At 63.8% G+C, this 16,081-nt stretch carries 16 protein-coding genes; 5 read left to right on the top strand and 11 right to left on the bottom strand.

All coding sequences use genetic code 11. The features are described 5' to 3' along the window. Positions 1-294: 294 nt before the first annotated feature. On the bottom strand, positions 295-906 hold the full coding sequence (msrQ, locus tag ACXYMN_RS18870) for a protein-methionine-sulfoxide reductase heme-binding subunit MsrQ (RefSeq protein WP_459015537.1): 612 nt from the start codon (positions 904-906) through the stop codon (positions 295-297). A 46-nt stretch (positions 907-952) separates the two neighbouring features. Beyond that, a complete protein-coding gene (gene msrP, locus ACXYMN_RS18875; RefSeq protein WP_459015538.1) occupies positions 953-1,858 on the bottom strand; it encodes a protein-methionine-sulfoxide reductase catalytic subunit MsrP in 906 nt (301 codons plus the stop codon). 197 nt (positions 1,859-2,055) lie between these two features. On the opposite strand from msrP, the gene ACXYMN_RS18880 reads away from it, so the two are divergent. After that, complete coding sequence (locus ACXYMN_RS18880) at positions 2,056-2,493, top strand: DUF302 domain-containing protein (RefSeq protein WP_459015540.1); 438 nt, start codon at positions 2,056-2,058, stop codon at positions 2,491-2,493. A 196-nt stretch (positions 2,494-2,689) separates the two neighbouring features. Continuing rightward, entirely contained in the window at positions 2,690-3,193 is a 504-nt protein-coding gene (locus ACXYMN_RS18885; RefSeq protein WP_459015542.1) for a fasciclin domain-containing protein, read from the top strand. 130 nt (positions 3,194-3,323) lie between these two features. On the opposite strand, the gene ACXYMN_RS18890 is transcribed toward ACXYMN_RS18885, so the two are convergent. The 3 genes from ACXYMN_RS18890 to ACXYMN_RS18900 all read right to left on the bottom strand — a co-directional run bounded on the left by ACXYMN_RS18890 (position 3,324) and on the right by ACXYMN_RS18900 (position 8,111). Continuing rightward, positions 3,324-3,497 carry a hypothetical protein gene (locus ACXYMN_RS18890; RefSeq protein ID WP_459015544.1) on the bottom strand — a complete coding sequence of 58 codons (174 nt, stop codon included), beginning with the start codon at positions 3,495-3,497 and terminating at the stop codon, positions 3,324-3,326. Positions 3,498-3,708: 211 nt separating this feature from the next. Beyond that, entirely contained in the window at positions 3,709-6,327 is a 2,619-nt protein-coding gene (gene clpB / locus ACXYMN_RS18895; RefSeq protein WP_459015545.1) for an ATP-dependent chaperone ClpB, read from the bottom strand. Between the two features lie 167 nt (positions 6,328-6,494). Next, on the bottom strand, positions 6,495-8,111 hold the full coding sequence (locus ACXYMN_RS18900) for a hypothetical protein (RefSeq protein WP_459015546.1): 1,617 nt from the start codon (positions 8,109-8,111) through the stop codon (positions 6,495-6,497). Positions 8,112-8,229: 118 nt separating this feature from the next. On the opposite strand from ACXYMN_RS18900, the gene pyrF reads away from it, so the two are divergent. Together pyrF and ACXYMN_RS18910 are read left to right on the top strand one after the other, a co-directional pair. Next, positions 8,230-8,919, top strand: a complete 690-nt coding sequence (gene pyrF / locus ACXYMN_RS18905; RefSeq protein ID WP_459015548.1) for an orotidine-5'-phosphate decarboxylase — start codon at positions 8,230-8,232, stop codon at positions 8,917-8,919. A gap of 81 nt (positions 8,920-9,000) precedes the next feature. Beyond that, on the top strand, positions 9,001-9,321 hold the full coding sequence (locus tag ACXYMN_RS18910; protein WP_459015550.1) for a hypothetical protein: 321 nt from the start codon (positions 9,001-9,003) through the stop codon (positions 9,319-9,321). 150 nt (positions 9,322-9,471) lie between these two features. Here the strand turns inward: ACXYMN_RS18910 and ACXYMN_RS18915 are convergent, their stop codons facing one another. Next, positions 9,472-9,954, bottom strand: coding sequence for an NUDIX domain-containing protein (locus ACXYMN_RS18915; RefSeq protein ID WP_459015552.1), 483 nt, complete (start codon positions 9,952-9,954; stop codon positions 9,472-9,474). On the opposite strand from ACXYMN_RS18915, the gene ACXYMN_RS18920 reads away from it, so the two are divergent. Beyond that, positions 9,953-11,206 (top strand): DNA polymerase IV, encoded by a 1,254-nt coding sequence (locus ACXYMN_RS18920; protein ID WP_459015553.1) that lies wholly within the window; start codon positions 9,953-9,955, stop codon positions 11,204-11,206. The genes ACXYMN_RS18915 and ACXYMN_RS18920 overlap by 2 nt on opposite strands. A 75-nt stretch (positions 11,207-11,281) precedes the next feature. Here ACXYMN_RS18920 and ACXYMN_RS18925 read toward each other — a convergent pair whose 3' ends face one another. From ACXYMN_RS18925 to ACXYMN_RS18945, 5 genes are read right to left on the bottom strand one after another with little or no spacing between them, the layout of a single operon-like run. Continuing rightward, on the bottom strand, positions 11,282-12,013 hold the full coding sequence (locus ACXYMN_RS18925) for an SDR family NAD(P)-dependent oxidoreductase (protein ID WP_459015555.1): 732 nt from the start codon (positions 12,011-12,013) through the stop codon (positions 11,282-11,284). After that, positions 12,010-12,570 carry a DUF3833 family protein gene (locus ACXYMN_RS18930; protein ID WP_459015557.1) on the bottom strand — a complete coding sequence of 187 codons (561 nt, stop codon included), beginning with the start codon at positions 12,568-12,570 and terminating at the stop codon, positions 12,010-12,012. The genes ACXYMN_RS18925 and ACXYMN_RS18930 overlap by 4 nt, the downstream gene beginning before the upstream one ends. A gap of 4 nt (positions 12,571-12,574) precedes the next feature. Further along, the gene (locus ACXYMN_RS18935; RefSeq protein ID WP_459015559.1) at positions 12,575-13,804 is read right to left on the bottom strand and encodes an MFS transporter; all 1,230 of its coding nucleotides are present in this window, start codon (positions 13,802-13,804) and stop codon (positions 12,575-12,577) included. Next, positions 13,801-14,556 (bottom strand): DUF1365 domain-containing protein, encoded by a 756-nt coding sequence (locus tag ACXYMN_RS18940; protein WP_459015599.1) that lies wholly within the window; start codon positions 14,554-14,556, stop codon positions 13,801-13,803. Before ACXYMN_RS18940 ends, ACXYMN_RS18935 begins: the two co-directional genes overlap by 4 nt. Next, positions 14,556-15,851, bottom strand: coding sequence for an NAD(P)/FAD-dependent oxidoreductase (locus tag ACXYMN_RS18945; RefSeq protein WP_459015561.1), 1,296 nt, complete (start codon positions 15,849-15,851; stop codon positions 14,556-14,558). Before ACXYMN_RS18945 ends, ACXYMN_RS18940 begins: the two co-directional genes overlap by 1 nt. Positions 15,852-16,081 lie beyond the last annotated feature (230 nt).

Genomic DNA, 16,081 nt, shown 5'->3' on the forward strand with positions numbered 1-16,081 from the left:
CGCCCCGCAGGCAACCCCCGGCGTCTCCACCGCAGCGCCGCCCCGTCTGGCGTCCCAACCGCGCCTCAGCGCCGCCGGTGAAGGGGCTTCTACGGTCCCACACCAAAACCCGCAAGCAGAAAAACCGTGAAATCGCCATTTTTCTCGAATAACCTGAAAATCTTCTGTTTTCATGGGTTTGGCGCCAGTTCCTTTCGCGGACCCTGCGTCAATACGCAATGAAGTTACCCGCTTTCCGGGACCCGCCCCCTCGCTTTGCCGCAGTGCGGCGCCAAGGGGCGGCACCAATGGCCCTCAGGCGCGCCTGAGCCCGGGAACCGCCCGCCAATCGAGTCGCATCGCGAGCAGAACGACGATGATCGCGAGGTAGATCAGCGGTTCAAGCTGGAAGCCCTTGCGCAGCATGACGAAGTGAATGCCGCCCAGCAGGATCGCCGGATAGACCAGCCTATGCAGCTGGCGCCAACGCGGCCCAAGTCGACGCACCGACCAGTTGTTCGAGCTTAGCGCCAGCGGCACCAGCAGCAGAAATCCCGCCATGCCGATGGTAATATATGGACGCTTCAGGATGTCGGCCCAGATCTGGCCTGCGATCTGCACGTCCAGCAGCAGCCAGACCATCAGATGCAATGTCAGATAGAAAAACGCGAGCAGTCCGATCGCCCGGCGAAACCGCAGCAGGTTCACACCGAGATGTCGGCGCAACGGCGTGACGCAGAGCCCGGCAATCAGCAGCTTCAGGGCAAACTCACCGTATTCATGCTCAAGCGCCTTGATCGGCTCGACGCCAAGACCGCCGGTCAGGCCGAGATAGAAGAAGTAGGGCGCGGGCGCGGCTACGGTCAGATAGACCGCCCAGATCGGCAGCCACCTGGCCAGCCGGTTTGTCCGGTCGACCAATGTCATGCGCGGCAGCCGCCCCCGGCCCCGAAGATCCGGCTGACCGCGCGCATCAGAAGTTCTCCGTCAGGTCCATGCCGTCATACAGCGACGCGACCTCGTCCTGATAGCCGTTGAACATCAGCGTCGGCGTGCGCTTGGAAAACAGCCCGCCGCCGATCGCCCGTTCGGTCGCCTGCGACCAGCGCGGGTGGTCCACCTGCGGGTTCACGTTCGAGTAGAAACCGTATTCGCGCGGATTGGCCTGGTTCCAGCTTGTGGGTGGCTCTTCTTCGGTCAGGGTGATGCGAACGATGCTCTTGATCGACTTGAAGCCATATTTCCACGGCACCACGAGGCGCAGGGGTGCGCCGTTCTGATTGGGGATCGGGCGCCCGTAGATCCCGGTCGCCATCAGGGTCAGGGGATGGCGGGCCTCGTCGAGGCGCAGACCTTCGACATAGGGCCAGTCGAGGACAGGGCGCGCGACGCCCGGCATCTCGGAGGGGCGCAGCAAAGTCTCGAAGGCCACGTAGCGGGCACCCGACTGAACCCCCGCCATATCCAGAAGATCGCTGAGCTCGAAGCCGTTCCAGGGCACCACCATCGACCAGGCCTCGACGCAGCGGAAGCGGTAGATGCGTTCCTCGACGGTCATTTGCGACATGATATCCGCAAAGGTATACGCGCCGGGGCGGTCAACCAGCCCGTCGATGGTCACGGACCACGGATCGGTTGTCAGCTGGTCGGCGTGGCGTGCGGGGTCTTCCTTGCCGGTGCCGAACTCATAGTAGTTGTTGTAGCTGGTGATCTCTTCCCAGGTGTTCGGCGCGGCCATGTCCTGCGCCCGGGCGCTCGCAGGAAGGGCACCCGCTATGGTGCCCGCCGCAAGTCCGGCCATGATCTGTCGGCGGTTCAGGAACACCGGCTCGGGCGTGACATCTGCCCGGGTCAGATTGTTGTTCCAGCGGTAAGCCATATCGGGATGCTCCTTTAAGGTCTTCCGCAACCTAGTCGCCGGAGGGGCCAGAACCAAATGAAGGCGCGTCAAATCTGCGTGGTCCCGTTGTAACGAAGCCGGAGGCCTTCGCGGTGTCGCCTGAGCATTTGCGACAATGCCGTTCGGGGTGCATAAGGAATGCGCGGGACTTATCCTGCATCTCGGGGAGAGATCGAATGTGGCGTCTGGCCATGGTTCTGGCTGTCCTGGGCGGCGTTGCCCAGGCGCAGCAGGTCATATCGTACGAAACCGAAAAGACCTTTGACGATGTCGTCTTCGGGCTGGAGAACGCGATCCTGGGCCAGGGTCTCATGGTCGACAGCGTGCATTCGGTCGGCACAATGCTGGAGCGGACGGGCGGGGATCTGGGCGCGGACGCACCGATCTACCGGAATGCGCAGGTGTTTTCGTTCTGCTCGGCGCTGGTGTCGCGCAAGATGATGAAGGCCGATCCGCTGAACCTGGCCTTCTGCCCCTACGATATCTTCGTGATGGTCACCACCGACACGCCCGACAGGACCACCATCGGCTTCCGGGCGTTTCCCGAAGGGCCGATGCAGGAGGTCGAGGATTTGCTCGACCATATCGCGCGCACCGCGATCGGGCTGAACTGATCACTTCGCGCTGACATATCTTCACGCACTGTTCAGTCGACACATCGGATGTCCGGGGCTTGGGCCGCGGGCGATTTTGGTCAACCCCCGAACACGCTGATTTCAGGACCGGTTTCGGTGATCCATCCCCGCATCGGGGTCGTATCGGTTTTCAGATGCGCCAAGGGCGTATCGTTCAGAACCCAAGGAGTGAACGATGTTTCGCAGAACCTACCTCGCACTGGCAGTGACCGCGACCACCGCTGCCGCCATGGGCGGCGCCGCTTTCGCCGCAGCCCATGCCGAGAAGAAGACCATTCTGGAGGTTGCCGCCGAGAATGGCAGCTTCACCACGCTGGCCGCCGCCGTCGAAGCCGCCGGTCTGACCGAAACCCTGATGGGCGATGGCCCCTTCACAGTGTTCGCGCCGACGGACGACGCATTCGCCGCCCTTCCCGAGGGCACCGTCGAGACGCTGCTGCTGGAAGAAAACCGCGACCAGCTGACCGCGATCCTGACCTATCACGTCGTGTCCGGCGCGGTGATGTCCGGCGATCTGTACGATGGCATGGAAGCCGAGACCGTGCAGAGTGGCACTGTCGAGATCTCGATCAACGGCGACACCGTCATGGTCGACGGCGCGACCGTGGTTGCCGCTGACGTGGAAGCCTCGAACGGGGTCATCCATGTGATCGATCAGGTGATCATGCCCGACATGTAAGACGACAGGGGGCAGCCTTCACGCTGCCCCTTTGTCCATGACCGGCAAGTGCATGCACAGACCGCACCGCCGGAGTGACCATCATGATAAGGAAGGTTGCGCCGAAGGGACCCGTGCGGAACGCGGCGCGTCAGACCACCGTTCGCGCGACGCCGAAGATGATCGCCACGCATCCCGCGACCAGAATCAACAGCACCGGCAGGCGGTTGAGCATTGGCGTCGGCGCGCCGCAAACGCTGCATTCGGATGTGTTGAAACGCAGTCTGTGCGTACAGTTCGGACAACGGAAATAGCGGCGAGCCATAATGCTCCTCCAGAAAAATGCGGGTGCCAGTCACGAAATCAGCGGTGGTCGGCACGCACGCACAATGTACAGCATCCACGCGGCGGTCACCGCTCTTAATCGTGTGATGCGCAGGATTTCGCGCCCAATATGCCTGCCCGCACAGCGGTCGCACGCAAACGCCCCGCCAGATTGTTTCCGGCGGGGCGTCAGTCAGCTTCTGGCGGTCGGATTAGTGAACGACCGCGTCATCCGGGCGGGGGCGATTCGATGCCGCGATCTTGTCGCCGATGATAAGCCCGTCCGCACCGGCCGAGACTGGCACGATCGAACCGTCCGGGATATCGCCGGCCAGCAGGCTTTCGGCCAGCGGATCCTGCAACGTGCGCTGGATCACCCGCTTCAGGGGCCGGGCACCGAAGACCGGGTCGTAACCCTCGTCGGCCAACCAGGCCCGCGCCGCATCGTCCAGCTCCAGTTCGATCTTGCGCCCGGCAAGGCGTTTGACGAGACGCGCCAACTGGATGTCGACGATACCTGCCATGTCTTCGCGCTTGAGACGGTCAAAGATAATCGTCTCGTCCAGACGGTTGAGGAATTCGGGCCGGAAATGGGCCCGCACCGCATCCATCACGTCCTTCTTGGCAGTGGCACTGTCGCTGCCTTCCGGCAACTGGCTGAGCGCCTGCGAGCCGAGGTTAGAGGTCAGCACGATCAGCGTCTGCTTGAAATCGACGGTGCGGCCCTGACCATCGGTCAGCACGCCATCGTCCAGCACCTGCAACAGCACGTTGAAGACATCCGGATGCGCCTTTTCAACCTCGTCGAACAGCACCACCTGATAGGGCCGCCGCCGCACGGCTTCGGTCAGCACGCCGCCTTCGTCGTAGCCGACATAGCCCGGAGGCGCACCGATCAGACGCGACACCGCGTGCTTCTCCATGAACTCGGACATGTCGATGCGCACCATCGCGTTGTCGTCGTCGAACAGGAACTCCGCCAACGCCTTGGTCAGCTCGGTCTTGCCGACGCCGGTGGGCCCGAGAAAGAGGAACGATCCCAGGGGACGGCCCTCGTCGTTGAGACCCGCGCGCGCCCGGCGTACGGCATTCGACACCGCATGAACCGCGAGGTTCTGACCGATGACCCGCTTGTGCAGGCCCTCTTCCATGCGCAGCAGCTTTTCGCGTTCGCCTTCAAGCATCCGCGAGGTCGGGATACCGGTCCAGCGTTCGACAACCTGGGCGATCTGTTCGGGGCGCACGGCCTCTTCGACCATCACGTCCTCGTCCTCGGCACCTTCGGCGTCGGTCAGGTCCTTTTCGAGACCCGGGATCACGCCGTAAGACAGCTCACCGGCCTTGGCCAGATCACCGTTCCGCTTGGCAATCTCGAGATCGGCGCGGGCGCGGTCGAGCTGTTCCTTGATGTCGCGTGCCCGGCCCAGCTTGTCACGCTCGGACTGCCACTTGGCGGTCATCTGGGACGACTGCTCTTGCAGGTCGGCCAGATCCTTTTCCAGCTTGGCAAGACGGTCCTTGGACGCGGCGTCGTCCTCTTTCCTCAGCGCCTCCTGCTCGATCTGAAGCTGGAGGATCTGACGGTCGAGCGCGTCGAGCTCTTCGGGTTTGGAATCGACGGCCATGCGCAGGCGCGATGCCGCCTCGTCCATCAGGTCGATGGCCTTGTCGGGCAGGAACCGGTCGGTGATGTAGCGATGCGACAGCTGTGCCGCGGCCACCAGCGCCGAATCCGAGATGCGCACGCCGTGGTGCAACTCGTACTTTTCCTTGATGCCGCGCAGGATCGAGATGGTGTCCTCGACCGTCGGTTCCTGGACCACGATGGCCTGGAAGCGCCGGGCCAGTGCCGCGTCCTTTTCCACGTGCTTGCGGTATTCATCCAGCGTAGTCGCGCCGATGCAGTGCAATTCACCGCGTGCAAGGGCGGGCTTGAGCAGGTTCGACGCATCCATCGCGCCGTCACCCTTGCCCGCACCGACGAGCGTGTGCATCTCGTCGATGAACAGGATGATTTCGCCCGCCGCGGCCTCAACCTCCTTGAGGATGGCCTTCAGCCGTTCCTCGAATTCGCCGCGGTATTTCGCACCGGCGATCAACGCACCCATGTCGAGCGCCATCAGACGCTTGTTGCGCAGGCTTTCCGGCACGTCGCCATTGACGATGCGCAGCGCAAGACCCTCGGCGATGGCGGTCTTTCCGACGCCCGGCTCACCGATCAGGACAGGGTTGTTCTTGGTGCGGCGCGACAGGATCTGGATGGCGCGGCGAATCTCCTCGTCGCGACCGATGATCGGGTCGATCTTGCCCTGCTCTGCCCGTTCGGTCAGGTCGAGCGCGTATTTCTTCAGCGCGTCATAACCTTCCTCGGCGTTGGCGCTGTCGGCGGTGCGACCCTTGCGGATGTCGTTGATCGCGGCATTGAGGTTCTGCGCCGTGACAGCGCCCGCATCGAGCGCGTCTTTCGCGGGGCTTTTCACCATCGCCAGGGCGATCAGGATCCGTTCGACCGGCACAAAGCTGTCGCCCGCCTTGGTCGCGACCTTCTCGGCCTCGTCCAGCACGCGGCCCGTGGCGGAATCGAGAAACACCTGGCCAGCATCGCCCGTCACCTTCGGCATCTTGCCGATGGCAAGTTCAAGCGATTGACGGACGCGGTCGGGTGCGCCGCCCGCGCTGGTGATCAGATTGGTGGCCAGGCCCTGATCGTCGTCCAGAAGGGCCTTCAACAGGTGTTCGGGGGTGATCCGCTGATGGCTTTCGCGCATCGCGATCGTCTGCGCCGCCTGAATGAATCCGCGCGCGCGTTCCGTGAACTTCTCCAAGTTCATAGGGTCTCTCCTTTTACAAGCGCCCCATCTGTGGTGATGCCCGCCGAGCGGCACATCCGGTGTGGAGCCTCTGGTCTAAAATGGGCACAAATTTCCGTGATGCAAGAATGGCACATTAAAAAAGGGCACCCCAGCGGGATGCCCTTCCGATGATTTAGCAGTGACGTTCAGTCGGAGCCGGAATTTCCAGTTGATCCAATGGCTTCACTGGCCTCGCGCAGCCGGTCAAAGGCCTCTGCGGCAGCATCGGCGGCCTTCTCGGCAGCGTCTGCGGCAGCGTCGGCGGCGGCCTGTATTTCGGATGCCGAGGTGCGCGCGTTGTCGGCGGCGTCCTGTGCGGCGCGGGCTGCCCGGGCGGCCTCTGTCGCGATGGCCGTCAGCTCTTCGATCTGCGCGTTGCTGAGTTCCGCCGCCGCATCGTCGCTTGCCTCATCGTCGGCGGCTGCCTCTTCGTCGCTGCTGTCCGACGCCATCTCTGCCTCTGCAGCGTCGGTGTTCTCGGCCTCGTCGCCAGTCTCGGCTTCAGGTGCCTGCGCGGTCTCTTCTGTCTCGCCATCCTCGGCAGGAGCCTCCGCGCTGTCCGCTTCTGCACCCTCGGTGCTGTCGGCTTCGTCGCCGGTGGCGGCCTCAGGAGCCTGCGCGGTCTCTTCTGTCCCGGCATCCTCGGCAGGGGCCTCCGCGCTATCCGCATCGGCACTCTCGGTGCTGTCGGCTTCGTCGCCGGATGCAGCCTCAGGTGCCTGCGCGGTCTCTTCTGTCTCGGCATCTTCGGCAGGGGCCTCCGCGCTTTCATCTGCACTCTCGGTGCTGTCGGCCTCGTCGCCGGTGTCGGCCTCAGGTGCCTGCGCAGTCTCTTCTGTCTCGCCATCCTCGGCAGGAGCCTCCGCGCTATCCGCCTCTGCACTCTCGGTGCTGTCGGCTTCGTCGCCGGTGGCGGCCTCAGGTGCCTGCGCGGTCTCTTCTGTCCCGGCATCCTCGGCAGGGGCCTCCGCGCTTTCCGCTTCTGCACTCTCTGTGCTGTCGGCTTCGTCGCCAGTCTCGGCCTCAGGTGCCTGTGCGGTCTCTTCTGTCCCGGCATCCTCGGCAGGGGCCTCCGCGCTTTCCGCTTCTGCACTCTCTGTGCTGTCGGCCTCGTCGCCGGATGCAGCCTCAGGTGCCTGCGCGGTCTCTTCTGTCCCGGCATCCTCGGCAGAGGCGTCCGCGCTATCCGCTTCTGCACTCTCGGTGCTGTCGGCCTCGTCGCCAGTCTCGCCCTCAGGTGCCTGCGCGGTCTCTTCTGTCCCGGTATCCTCGGCAGGGGCGTCCGCGCTTTCATCTACGCCGGAGGTCGAGTCCGCTACTTCGGTCGTTTCTGCTGCGGCGTCGTCTGTCGCTTCCTCGGTAACTTCGGTTTCGGGCGCATCGCCGTCCGCCTCGGCCACTTCGATATCACCCTCAGCCTCAGCCTCAGTTTCTGCTGTGTCTTCTGCGGTGTCGCTGGCCTCGCTGTCGTCTGTCGCGTCGGCGGTGTCGTCCATCGGCGCGTCGGCCTCGGGTTCCGACGGGATCTCTGCCGCTGCCATCTGGGTTTCGTTCGCCGCGACTTCGACAGTGTCGTCGTCACCGCCCATCTGCGCCCATATCAGGGCGACGGCGATAACCCCGACGGTTACGGCGCCAAGCGTCATCGGTGCCGCATTCGACGGCTTCTGGACAGATTTGCCCTTGGACGTCTGCTCGGCGGTGGTCGGCTTCTTTTCCGCCGCTCCGCTTTCGGTTTTTCCTGTCGAATTCTCGTCGGACATCCTGTCACTCCCTGGCTTGCGCAAATGTTGACCCACAGACGGAACGACCCATGGGTAGATTCTGTTCCCGATCCCGATTATCGGAGGCACAGACAACCAGGAAAAGGCCACAGTTTTCATGACCGATAACCGACTGATCGTGGCCCTCGATGTCGCCGACGCGCTGACCGGGCTCAAGCTGGCCGAAAGCATCGGCGACGCGGTAAGCTTTTACAAGATCGGGCTCGGGATGTTGACCGGGGGCGGGCTGGCGCTGGCCAATGAGCTCAAGCAGGAGCACGGCAAGCAGATCTTCCTTGACATGAAGCTTTTCGATATCGGTCAGACGGTCGAGAATGCGGTGCGCGGCCTGGCGCAGTTCGATATAGATTTCCTGACAGTGCATGGCGACCCGCATGTGGTGCGCGCCGCCATGGAGGGAGCTTCGGGCACCAGGACGCGGATCCTCGCGGTGACGATCCTGACCTCGCTGGATCGTACCGACCTGGACGATTGCATGATCCGCGATGGCGCCATGGCCGATCTGGTCGTGGAACGCGCAGAGCGGGCGTTCGAGGCCGGGGCCGACGGAATCATCGCCTCGCCGCAGGAAGCGGCGCGGATCCGGGCGCTTGGCACAGCGGCGGGCAAGTTGATCGTGACGCCGGGGGTGCGGCCCGCAGGGGCCGCCCTTGGGGATCAGAAGCGGGTGGCAAGCCCGGCGCAGGCGATTTCGGACGGGGCGGACCATATCGTCGTCGGTCGACCGATCTGGCAGGCCGCATCGCCGCGTGAGGCCGCCGAGGCGATCCTCGAGGAATTGCGCTGATCACTGCGACAGATTGCCACGGATGAAACTATCCACAGGGTTACGGCGTTGATACCTCAACAAGAAACCAATGAGGCTATCATGCAGACCGAAACCCCCAAGCTCGGGCAAGTCAGCTACAACGCCGCGCAAGAGGCGTTCGAGGCACTTGCAACCATTTCCACCGTCAACGGCGACATGCGCTATCCGGTGCAGTATCCCGCCCCCCTGAACATCTCCGACGACCTCGTACACCATGGGCTGATGGCCCGCGCGGCACTTGCCCATCAGCAAGGGAACGACCTGCGATCGATGATTTGCGCGACGTCAAAGGACGCCACGCACCGGCTCGACGTGGTTTCGACCACGCCATTTGAAAAAGCCCGGGATTTTTTTGGATTGGTCTGGAACAAGGCGGCCTGACCGGCGTTCTTACCATATCCCCATGGAGGTCAGTCCCTGTCCCTGTCCCTTGACCTCCTGCCTGCCGGAACCGAGCCTTCCCCTCGGTTCCGGCAACTTTTCCCACAGTACCCTTTCCCACATTGCCTTTGACGCCCGGGCGCATGTCGGTCACTCGGTCGCGGGTGCGCCGACGAAATGCTGCAAGACCGTGCGAAAATGCGGGATGGCGTCTGTGGCGTTCAGGTAAGCCTCTGGCAACATGAGGAAAAGTGCCTCTGCTTCGGTGCCCTTGCGCATCATTCCCGCCCAGTCTTCGGGGCAGATCGCACGAAAAAACCAGCCGATGCCACGGGCGTCCCGCCGCGCAAGCGACGCCATGATCGCATCCTCGGGGACTGTAAGACCGGTCTCTTCCAGAGTTTCCCGCAGGGCACATTGCAGCGGGCTTTCCGCCCCCTGACGCGCGCCGCCCGGAAAATCGAGACATCCGGACCACGGGATCGTCGGATCGGAATCGCGGCGCAGCACAACCAGGTGCGGCCCCAACGTCAGCATCAGCTTTGCACCGTGAAACCCGTCTTGCATGTTGATCCCTCCCGGCTGGGCACGCATCTTGTCATCATACACCCATTTGGCCGAAATTCCGAACATGCCCGCCCTTTGCCGCGATTGTCTGACCGAGTTCGACGCCGGACCGCGCTGTCCCGCCTGCCGGTCGCGGCGGGTGGTGCGCCATGACGAACTGCGCAGCCTGTCGATTGCGCATATGGATTGCGATGCCTTCTACGCCTCCGTCGAAAAGCGCGACAATCCCGCGCTGGCCGACAAGCCGGTGATCATCGGGGGTGGGCGCCGCGGGGTCGTGTCGACCGCATGTTACGTGGCGCGGATCAAGGGCGTCCGGTCCGCAATGCCGATGTTCCAGGCCTTGAAGCTGTGCCCCGACGCGGTGGTGATCAAACCCCGGATGGAGCTATACGCCGAGATCAGCCGGGCCATCCGCGACATGATGCTGGCGCTGACCCCCGCGGTCGAGCCCTTGTCGCTTGACGAGGCATTCCTCGATCTTTCGGGCACCGAACGACTGCATGGTCGCCCGCCCGCGGTGATGGTCGCGGGGCTGGTCAGGCGGATGCGCGCGGAGTTGGGCATCACCGGATCCATCGGGCTGTCGCATAACAAGTTTCTCGCCAAGATCGCGTCGGATCTGGACAAGCCATTCGGATTCGCGGTGATCGGAGCGGCAGAGACGCAGGCATTTCTGCGCCATAAGCCGGTGCGGATGATCTGGGGTGTCGGCAATGCGACGCAGGACTCGCTTGACCGAGCGGGCATCCGGACGTTCGACGACCTGCTGCGCTGGGACGCGCGCGATCTGACCGCGCGATTCGGGTCGATGGGCACGCGGCTGTATCATCTGGCGCGAGGCGAGGATGTCCGCCGCGTTTCGGCGCGCAACCCTGTGAAGTCGATCTCGAACGAGACAACGTTTCACGACGATACTGCCGACCCGGACATCCTTGACGGCCACCTTTGGCGCATGGCCGAGAAGGTGGCCGACCGCGCCAAGGCCAAGGGGCTGGCGGGGCGGGTGATCGTGCTGAAGCTGAAGACCGCGAAATTCGCGCTGATCACCCGGCGGCACGCCCTGCGCGACGCGACCCAGATTGCCGACCGGATCTACCGCGAGGCCCGCGCCCTGTTCGACCAGCTGGAAAGCCGCGGCGCGTACCGTCTGTTGGGCGTGGGGCTGTCGGAGCTTTGCGCCGAAGACGCTGCCGACCGCACCCCCGACCTGCTTGACCCGGATGCGGCCAGACGCAGCGACGCCGAACGGGCCACGGACCGCATCCGCGAACGATTCGGGCCGGATGCGATCATCAAGGGGCGGGCGCTGCGCTAGCCCTGCCCCCGGACCGGACCGGCCGTTGCACGGCTTGCCAAGGCAAGCGGCGGTCCGGCGGTCCGGCAGGCGGGGTCAGGAAAACAGGCGGTAATAGAGCCCTTGCGGCAGAATGCGCCCGATCTTGAAGACCCAGGCGAAGGGAAACGGGAAAGAACGCGCAAAGCGGTCCGAATTGATATGCTCGAACACGATGCGCGCCGCGTCTTCCGGCTCCATGAGTTGCGGCATGTCGAAATCGTTCTTGTCGGTCAGGCGCGTCTTCACGAAGCCGGGGCTGAGCAGTTGCACCTGCACGCCGGTCTTGCGCAGGTCCGCATGCAGGCATTCCGCAAGCGACATCACCGCCGCCTTGGACGAGGTATAGGCGAACGACCCGGGCAGCCCCCGGAAACCGGTCAGCGACCCGACCATGACGATATGTCCGTGATCCCGTTCGATCATGCGGGGCACCACGTGGCCCAGGAATCGCATCGCGCCGAGGTAGTTGACCTCGCCCGTGGTCATCGCCTTCTCGCTGTCCCAGTCCTGTGCCGCGAACGGCCAGTAGACGCCCGCGCAAAAGATGATGCCGTCCACATCGCCAACCGCGGCCGCCGCGTCTTTGCAGGACTGATCGTCGGTGACATCCAGCGTCACAACTTCCGCGTCCGAGGGCAGTTCCGCCGCGAGACTTTCAAGCGCGTCGCGGTCGCGTGCGGACAAAACCAGCTTGGTGCCGACCCGGCTTAGCTGATGCGCAATCGCAGAGCCCAGCCCGGCGCTTGCCCCGACGATCCAGTAACGTTTTCCAACCCAGTCTTTCACGAAATCTCCTTTCGGCGCATGGTCGCGACCAATTCGGCAACCTTTATACCGTATTTCCGAAACTGGCTGCGGTTAATGATGGTGCCGTTCGGCGTCAGATACATCCAATCCACCACGTCCAGCAAATGACCGCCAGCGTCTTCTTCCAATCTGATCCTGTATTTCAGCCGCATGGAGGCACCGGTCTGGTGGCCGAGGCAAGCCCCGATGACGTCATCGGCCTTCGCGGTCACCGTCCGGTCGTCGTTCAGCGTCAGATGCCACGACCGATCCTGCCGTTCGCCGCTGTCGAAGCGGAAAGCCTCGCGCATGACCCCGTCATTGCCGGTCCAGTGCGTGTCGAAATCCGCCACGAAGCGAGAGGTGACGCGACCGAGCGGCCCATAGATCACGCCCTCGCAGATCATCGGTCCGTTGATGTGCGTCTTCACGTCGAATATCGGCAGCTTGTCGTCGTAGAATTCGGGTTTCTGCCCGGCGAAGGCAAATTGCCGACGCACCAGCCAGACCCCCGCGAGGGTCACAATCACACCGATGATGAAGGACAGCAGCACCATGTCCTCACCCTTCCAGATCAATGGCCCACAGCAAGCCGAGGGCGACGAGTTTCAGGATACAAGGCACCAACGCATAAAGCAGGCTGAGGGTCCACATCGCCTGTGCCGTGTTGTCATTTCCAGTCTGGAACCCCGTCGCCTCCAACAGCGGAAGCAGCGCGATGGCCGCGAAAGCGAGGGTAAATTTCTGTGCGAAGGACCACAAGGAAAACCCTTCCGTCGCGTTGGGTGCGATCTTCTCCATCCGCTGGGCAAAGATCGCGGGCAGCAGCGTCAGGTCCGCCCCCAGCGTCGCACCCGAGGCAAGGCAGATGAGCGCGAAACCCAAGGTGTCGCCCTCGCGCAGCATCAGCGCGAAGGAAAACGCCACGATCGCCGCGACCATGGCGAACATCAGCGTGCGCTTGGCCCCGATCCGTTCGGCGGTGCGCGACCAGAGCGGGGCCGATCCCGCCGCCGCGAGGAAGAACAGCAGCAGCAACGGGCCCTCCCATCCGGGGGCCTGCAGGCGGCTTTCCACGAAGAACAGGAACAGCGTCGAGGTCACCGCGACCGGGGCCGCATTGGCCAGCGCCACCAGCAACAGCCTGCGGGCCACCCGGTCGCGCAGGATGACGCCGAACCCCTGCGACGGCACCGCGATGCCACCCCGCCATTCGGCATTCATCAGCAGCACCGCCAGCAGGCACAAACCCGCGAAAACCAGGCTGAACGCGGCAAATTCGGGCAGGCCCAGCGCCGCGAACGCCGTGGGCAGCACCGAGGCAAGGCAGATGCCCAGCAGCCCCCCGGTCTCGCGCCAGCGGGCCAGCCTGAGGTGGCCTTGCGTGCCCAGATCGCCCGCCTTGGCCACGCCGCGCGCATAGAAGGTGATGGTCATGAAGGAAAACGCCGAGAACACCATCGTCAACGTCAGCGCAAACCAGAGCGCCGGAGCAATGGGCGGGGTCACGGCAAAAAGCCCGATCATGCCCGAGGCCATGACGACAGCCGCCACCGCGATGGCAAGCCCGCGCACGTTGCGCACCTTTTCGGCAAGCCAGCCGAAGGACGGGTCCTGCACCAGATCCAGCAGGCGCAGCGCAAACAGGATCGCCCCCAGCGAGGACAGGCTGACGGCGTAGGTATCGGCGTAGAATTTCGGCGCATGGATGTAGATCGGCAGGCCCGCCGCCGACAGCGTACCCGCAAAAACCGCATACCCCCAAAGTCCGCTCGGCTTGTCAGCCGTCACCGCGTGACCTCTTCGGACGGCGGCTCTGGCCGGGACCGATAGCGCGCGCCTTTCCACCACAGCTTGATCGCCTGCCAGTGGATCAGCGCCAGAACCCGGCGCGACCCGAAGGGACGGCGTAGCAGGGCGCGCAGGGCAGACCACGTCGTCATCGGTCGGCGTGCCCCCGTGAGTGTCGCGATCACCCCGTCATCGCCCGCGGTAAAATCGATCCAGATGCCGATGCGGTCCGAGCGGATGTCGAACCGGAAGACGTAACCGCCGCCCACTGGCTGGAACGGCGAAACGTGAAAGATCTTGTCGGCCTCGATCCGGTCGTCGGGCGCGATGGGCGTGCCGTCGGATTTCGCCGCGAGGTAGCAATGCCGGTCGCCGAAGGTATTCGTCACCTCGGCGATCACCGCGATCAATGCGCCGTCGCCATCATGGGCCAGCCAGAAGCTGACCGGGTTGAAGACATGGCCCAGTATGCGCGGTTGCGCGAGGATCAGCAGCGGGCCATCGGCGCGGATCTGGTAGCTGTCAAGAACCGACCGCGCCCAGTGTGCACCCTGGCCCTGCCCCGGCAGGCCGCCATGGTCGCGGTCCTGCACCGACAGGAAGTTGCCCCGGTTGCGGGAAAACAGACGCGGCGCGCGCAGCTCTGCCTCGGCATCGAGACAGACATAATCGATGGAGTAGCGAAAGGCGTTCTTTATCGTGCCCTTGCGTCCGTGCCAGGTATGGCCCTCGATATGATCGACGGCGGGCATCATGCGGCCGCGGCCACCGCGGTGCGGCCAAGCAGCGCTTCTGCCACGTCAAGTGCCGAGGACAGGCCGTCTTCGTGAAAGCCGTTCTTCATCCATGCCCCACAGAACCATGTGTGATTGTCGCCGTTCATCGCCGCCACGCGCCCCTGCGCCTCAAGCGCCGCAAGATCGTAGACCGGGTGGCGCAGCGTTGTCTCGTCCCAGATCAGGTCTTCGCGTATGGTCCGGGTCGAGTTCAGCGTGACAAAGCACAGGTCGTCCATCGGGATCGGCTGAAGCGAGTTCATCCAGTAGGTCAGGTCGATGGTGTTGAAGGCGCGCGGCGCATCCTCGGTGTAGTTCCACGACGACCAGACCTTGCGCGACCGGGGCATGATCGATGTGTCACCATGCAGCACAACCCTGTTGGGCTGATATCCGATGGCGCCCAGCGCCGATGTCTCGACCGGCGTCGGATCCGACAAGAGCCGCAGCGTGTCGTCGGAATGGGTGGCAAAGACGACTTCGTCGAACCGCTCCCATTCGGCGCCCTGCAACTTCAGATCGACGCCATCCGCGTCCCGGCGCACCCCGTCCACCGGCGCGCCAAGGCGCATGGTGACGCCCTGGGCCCGCAACGCCGCCTCGAACCGGCGCACATATTCGATCGAACCACCTTGGACGGTATACCACTGGTGCTGGCCATGGGTGCTCAGAAGCGCGTGATTCTCGAAGAAGTTGACCAGAGCATGCGCCGGAAAGTCGAGGATCTTGTCGGTTGGCGTCGACCAGATCGCCCCGGAAAGCGGCAACAGGTAATAGTCGCGAAACCACGCTCCGACGCCCAGGTTGTCAAGAAAATCGCCCAGGCTCTGGGTGCGGTCATTTGCCGTCGCGACAGCCCGCGCATTGAACCGCATGATATCGCGCACCATGCGCAGAAAGCGCGGATTGGCGATGTTGCGTGGTTGCGCAAACAGCGCCGCGAGCGAACCCAGGCCGTACTCCAGACGCCCCCCCGACAGCGAGGCACCGAAACTCATGTTCGACGTCACCACCGGCACGTCGATCTTGTCGAAGATGCGTGCAAGATTGGGATAATTGGCATAGTTGAACACGATGAAACCGGTATCGACCGGCTGGTCGCCGCGCTTGCCGCCCATCTTCGTGCGGGCATGTCCACCGAGACGCGGTTCTGCCTCGATCAGGGTGACATGATGCGTGTCAGCCAGCGCGTGTGCCGCGCCCAGACCCGAGATACCGGCCCCGATGACAGCGATGCGCTTGGGCCCGGTCGGGCGAGATTCGAATGGCATGCGGGACGTCTCCGTTGGTAAAAGCTTTGTTGAGATACGTGAGACACGGGCAATCGGATGAAAAAGATCCAGACCACGAAAAATAATGATCCACCAGAAGCGGCGGACCGTAGCACTGACATGTTGCAGCATGTTGCCTCTGCGCCCGTGTCGGGCATCCCCGTGGCACCTCCCGAAACGGAGGACAGGCCCGCATTGTCGTCCCGTCGGCTCAAGGCGCCCGCGCGCGC

Source organism: Roseivivax sp. CAU 1753, assembly GCF_054482575.1.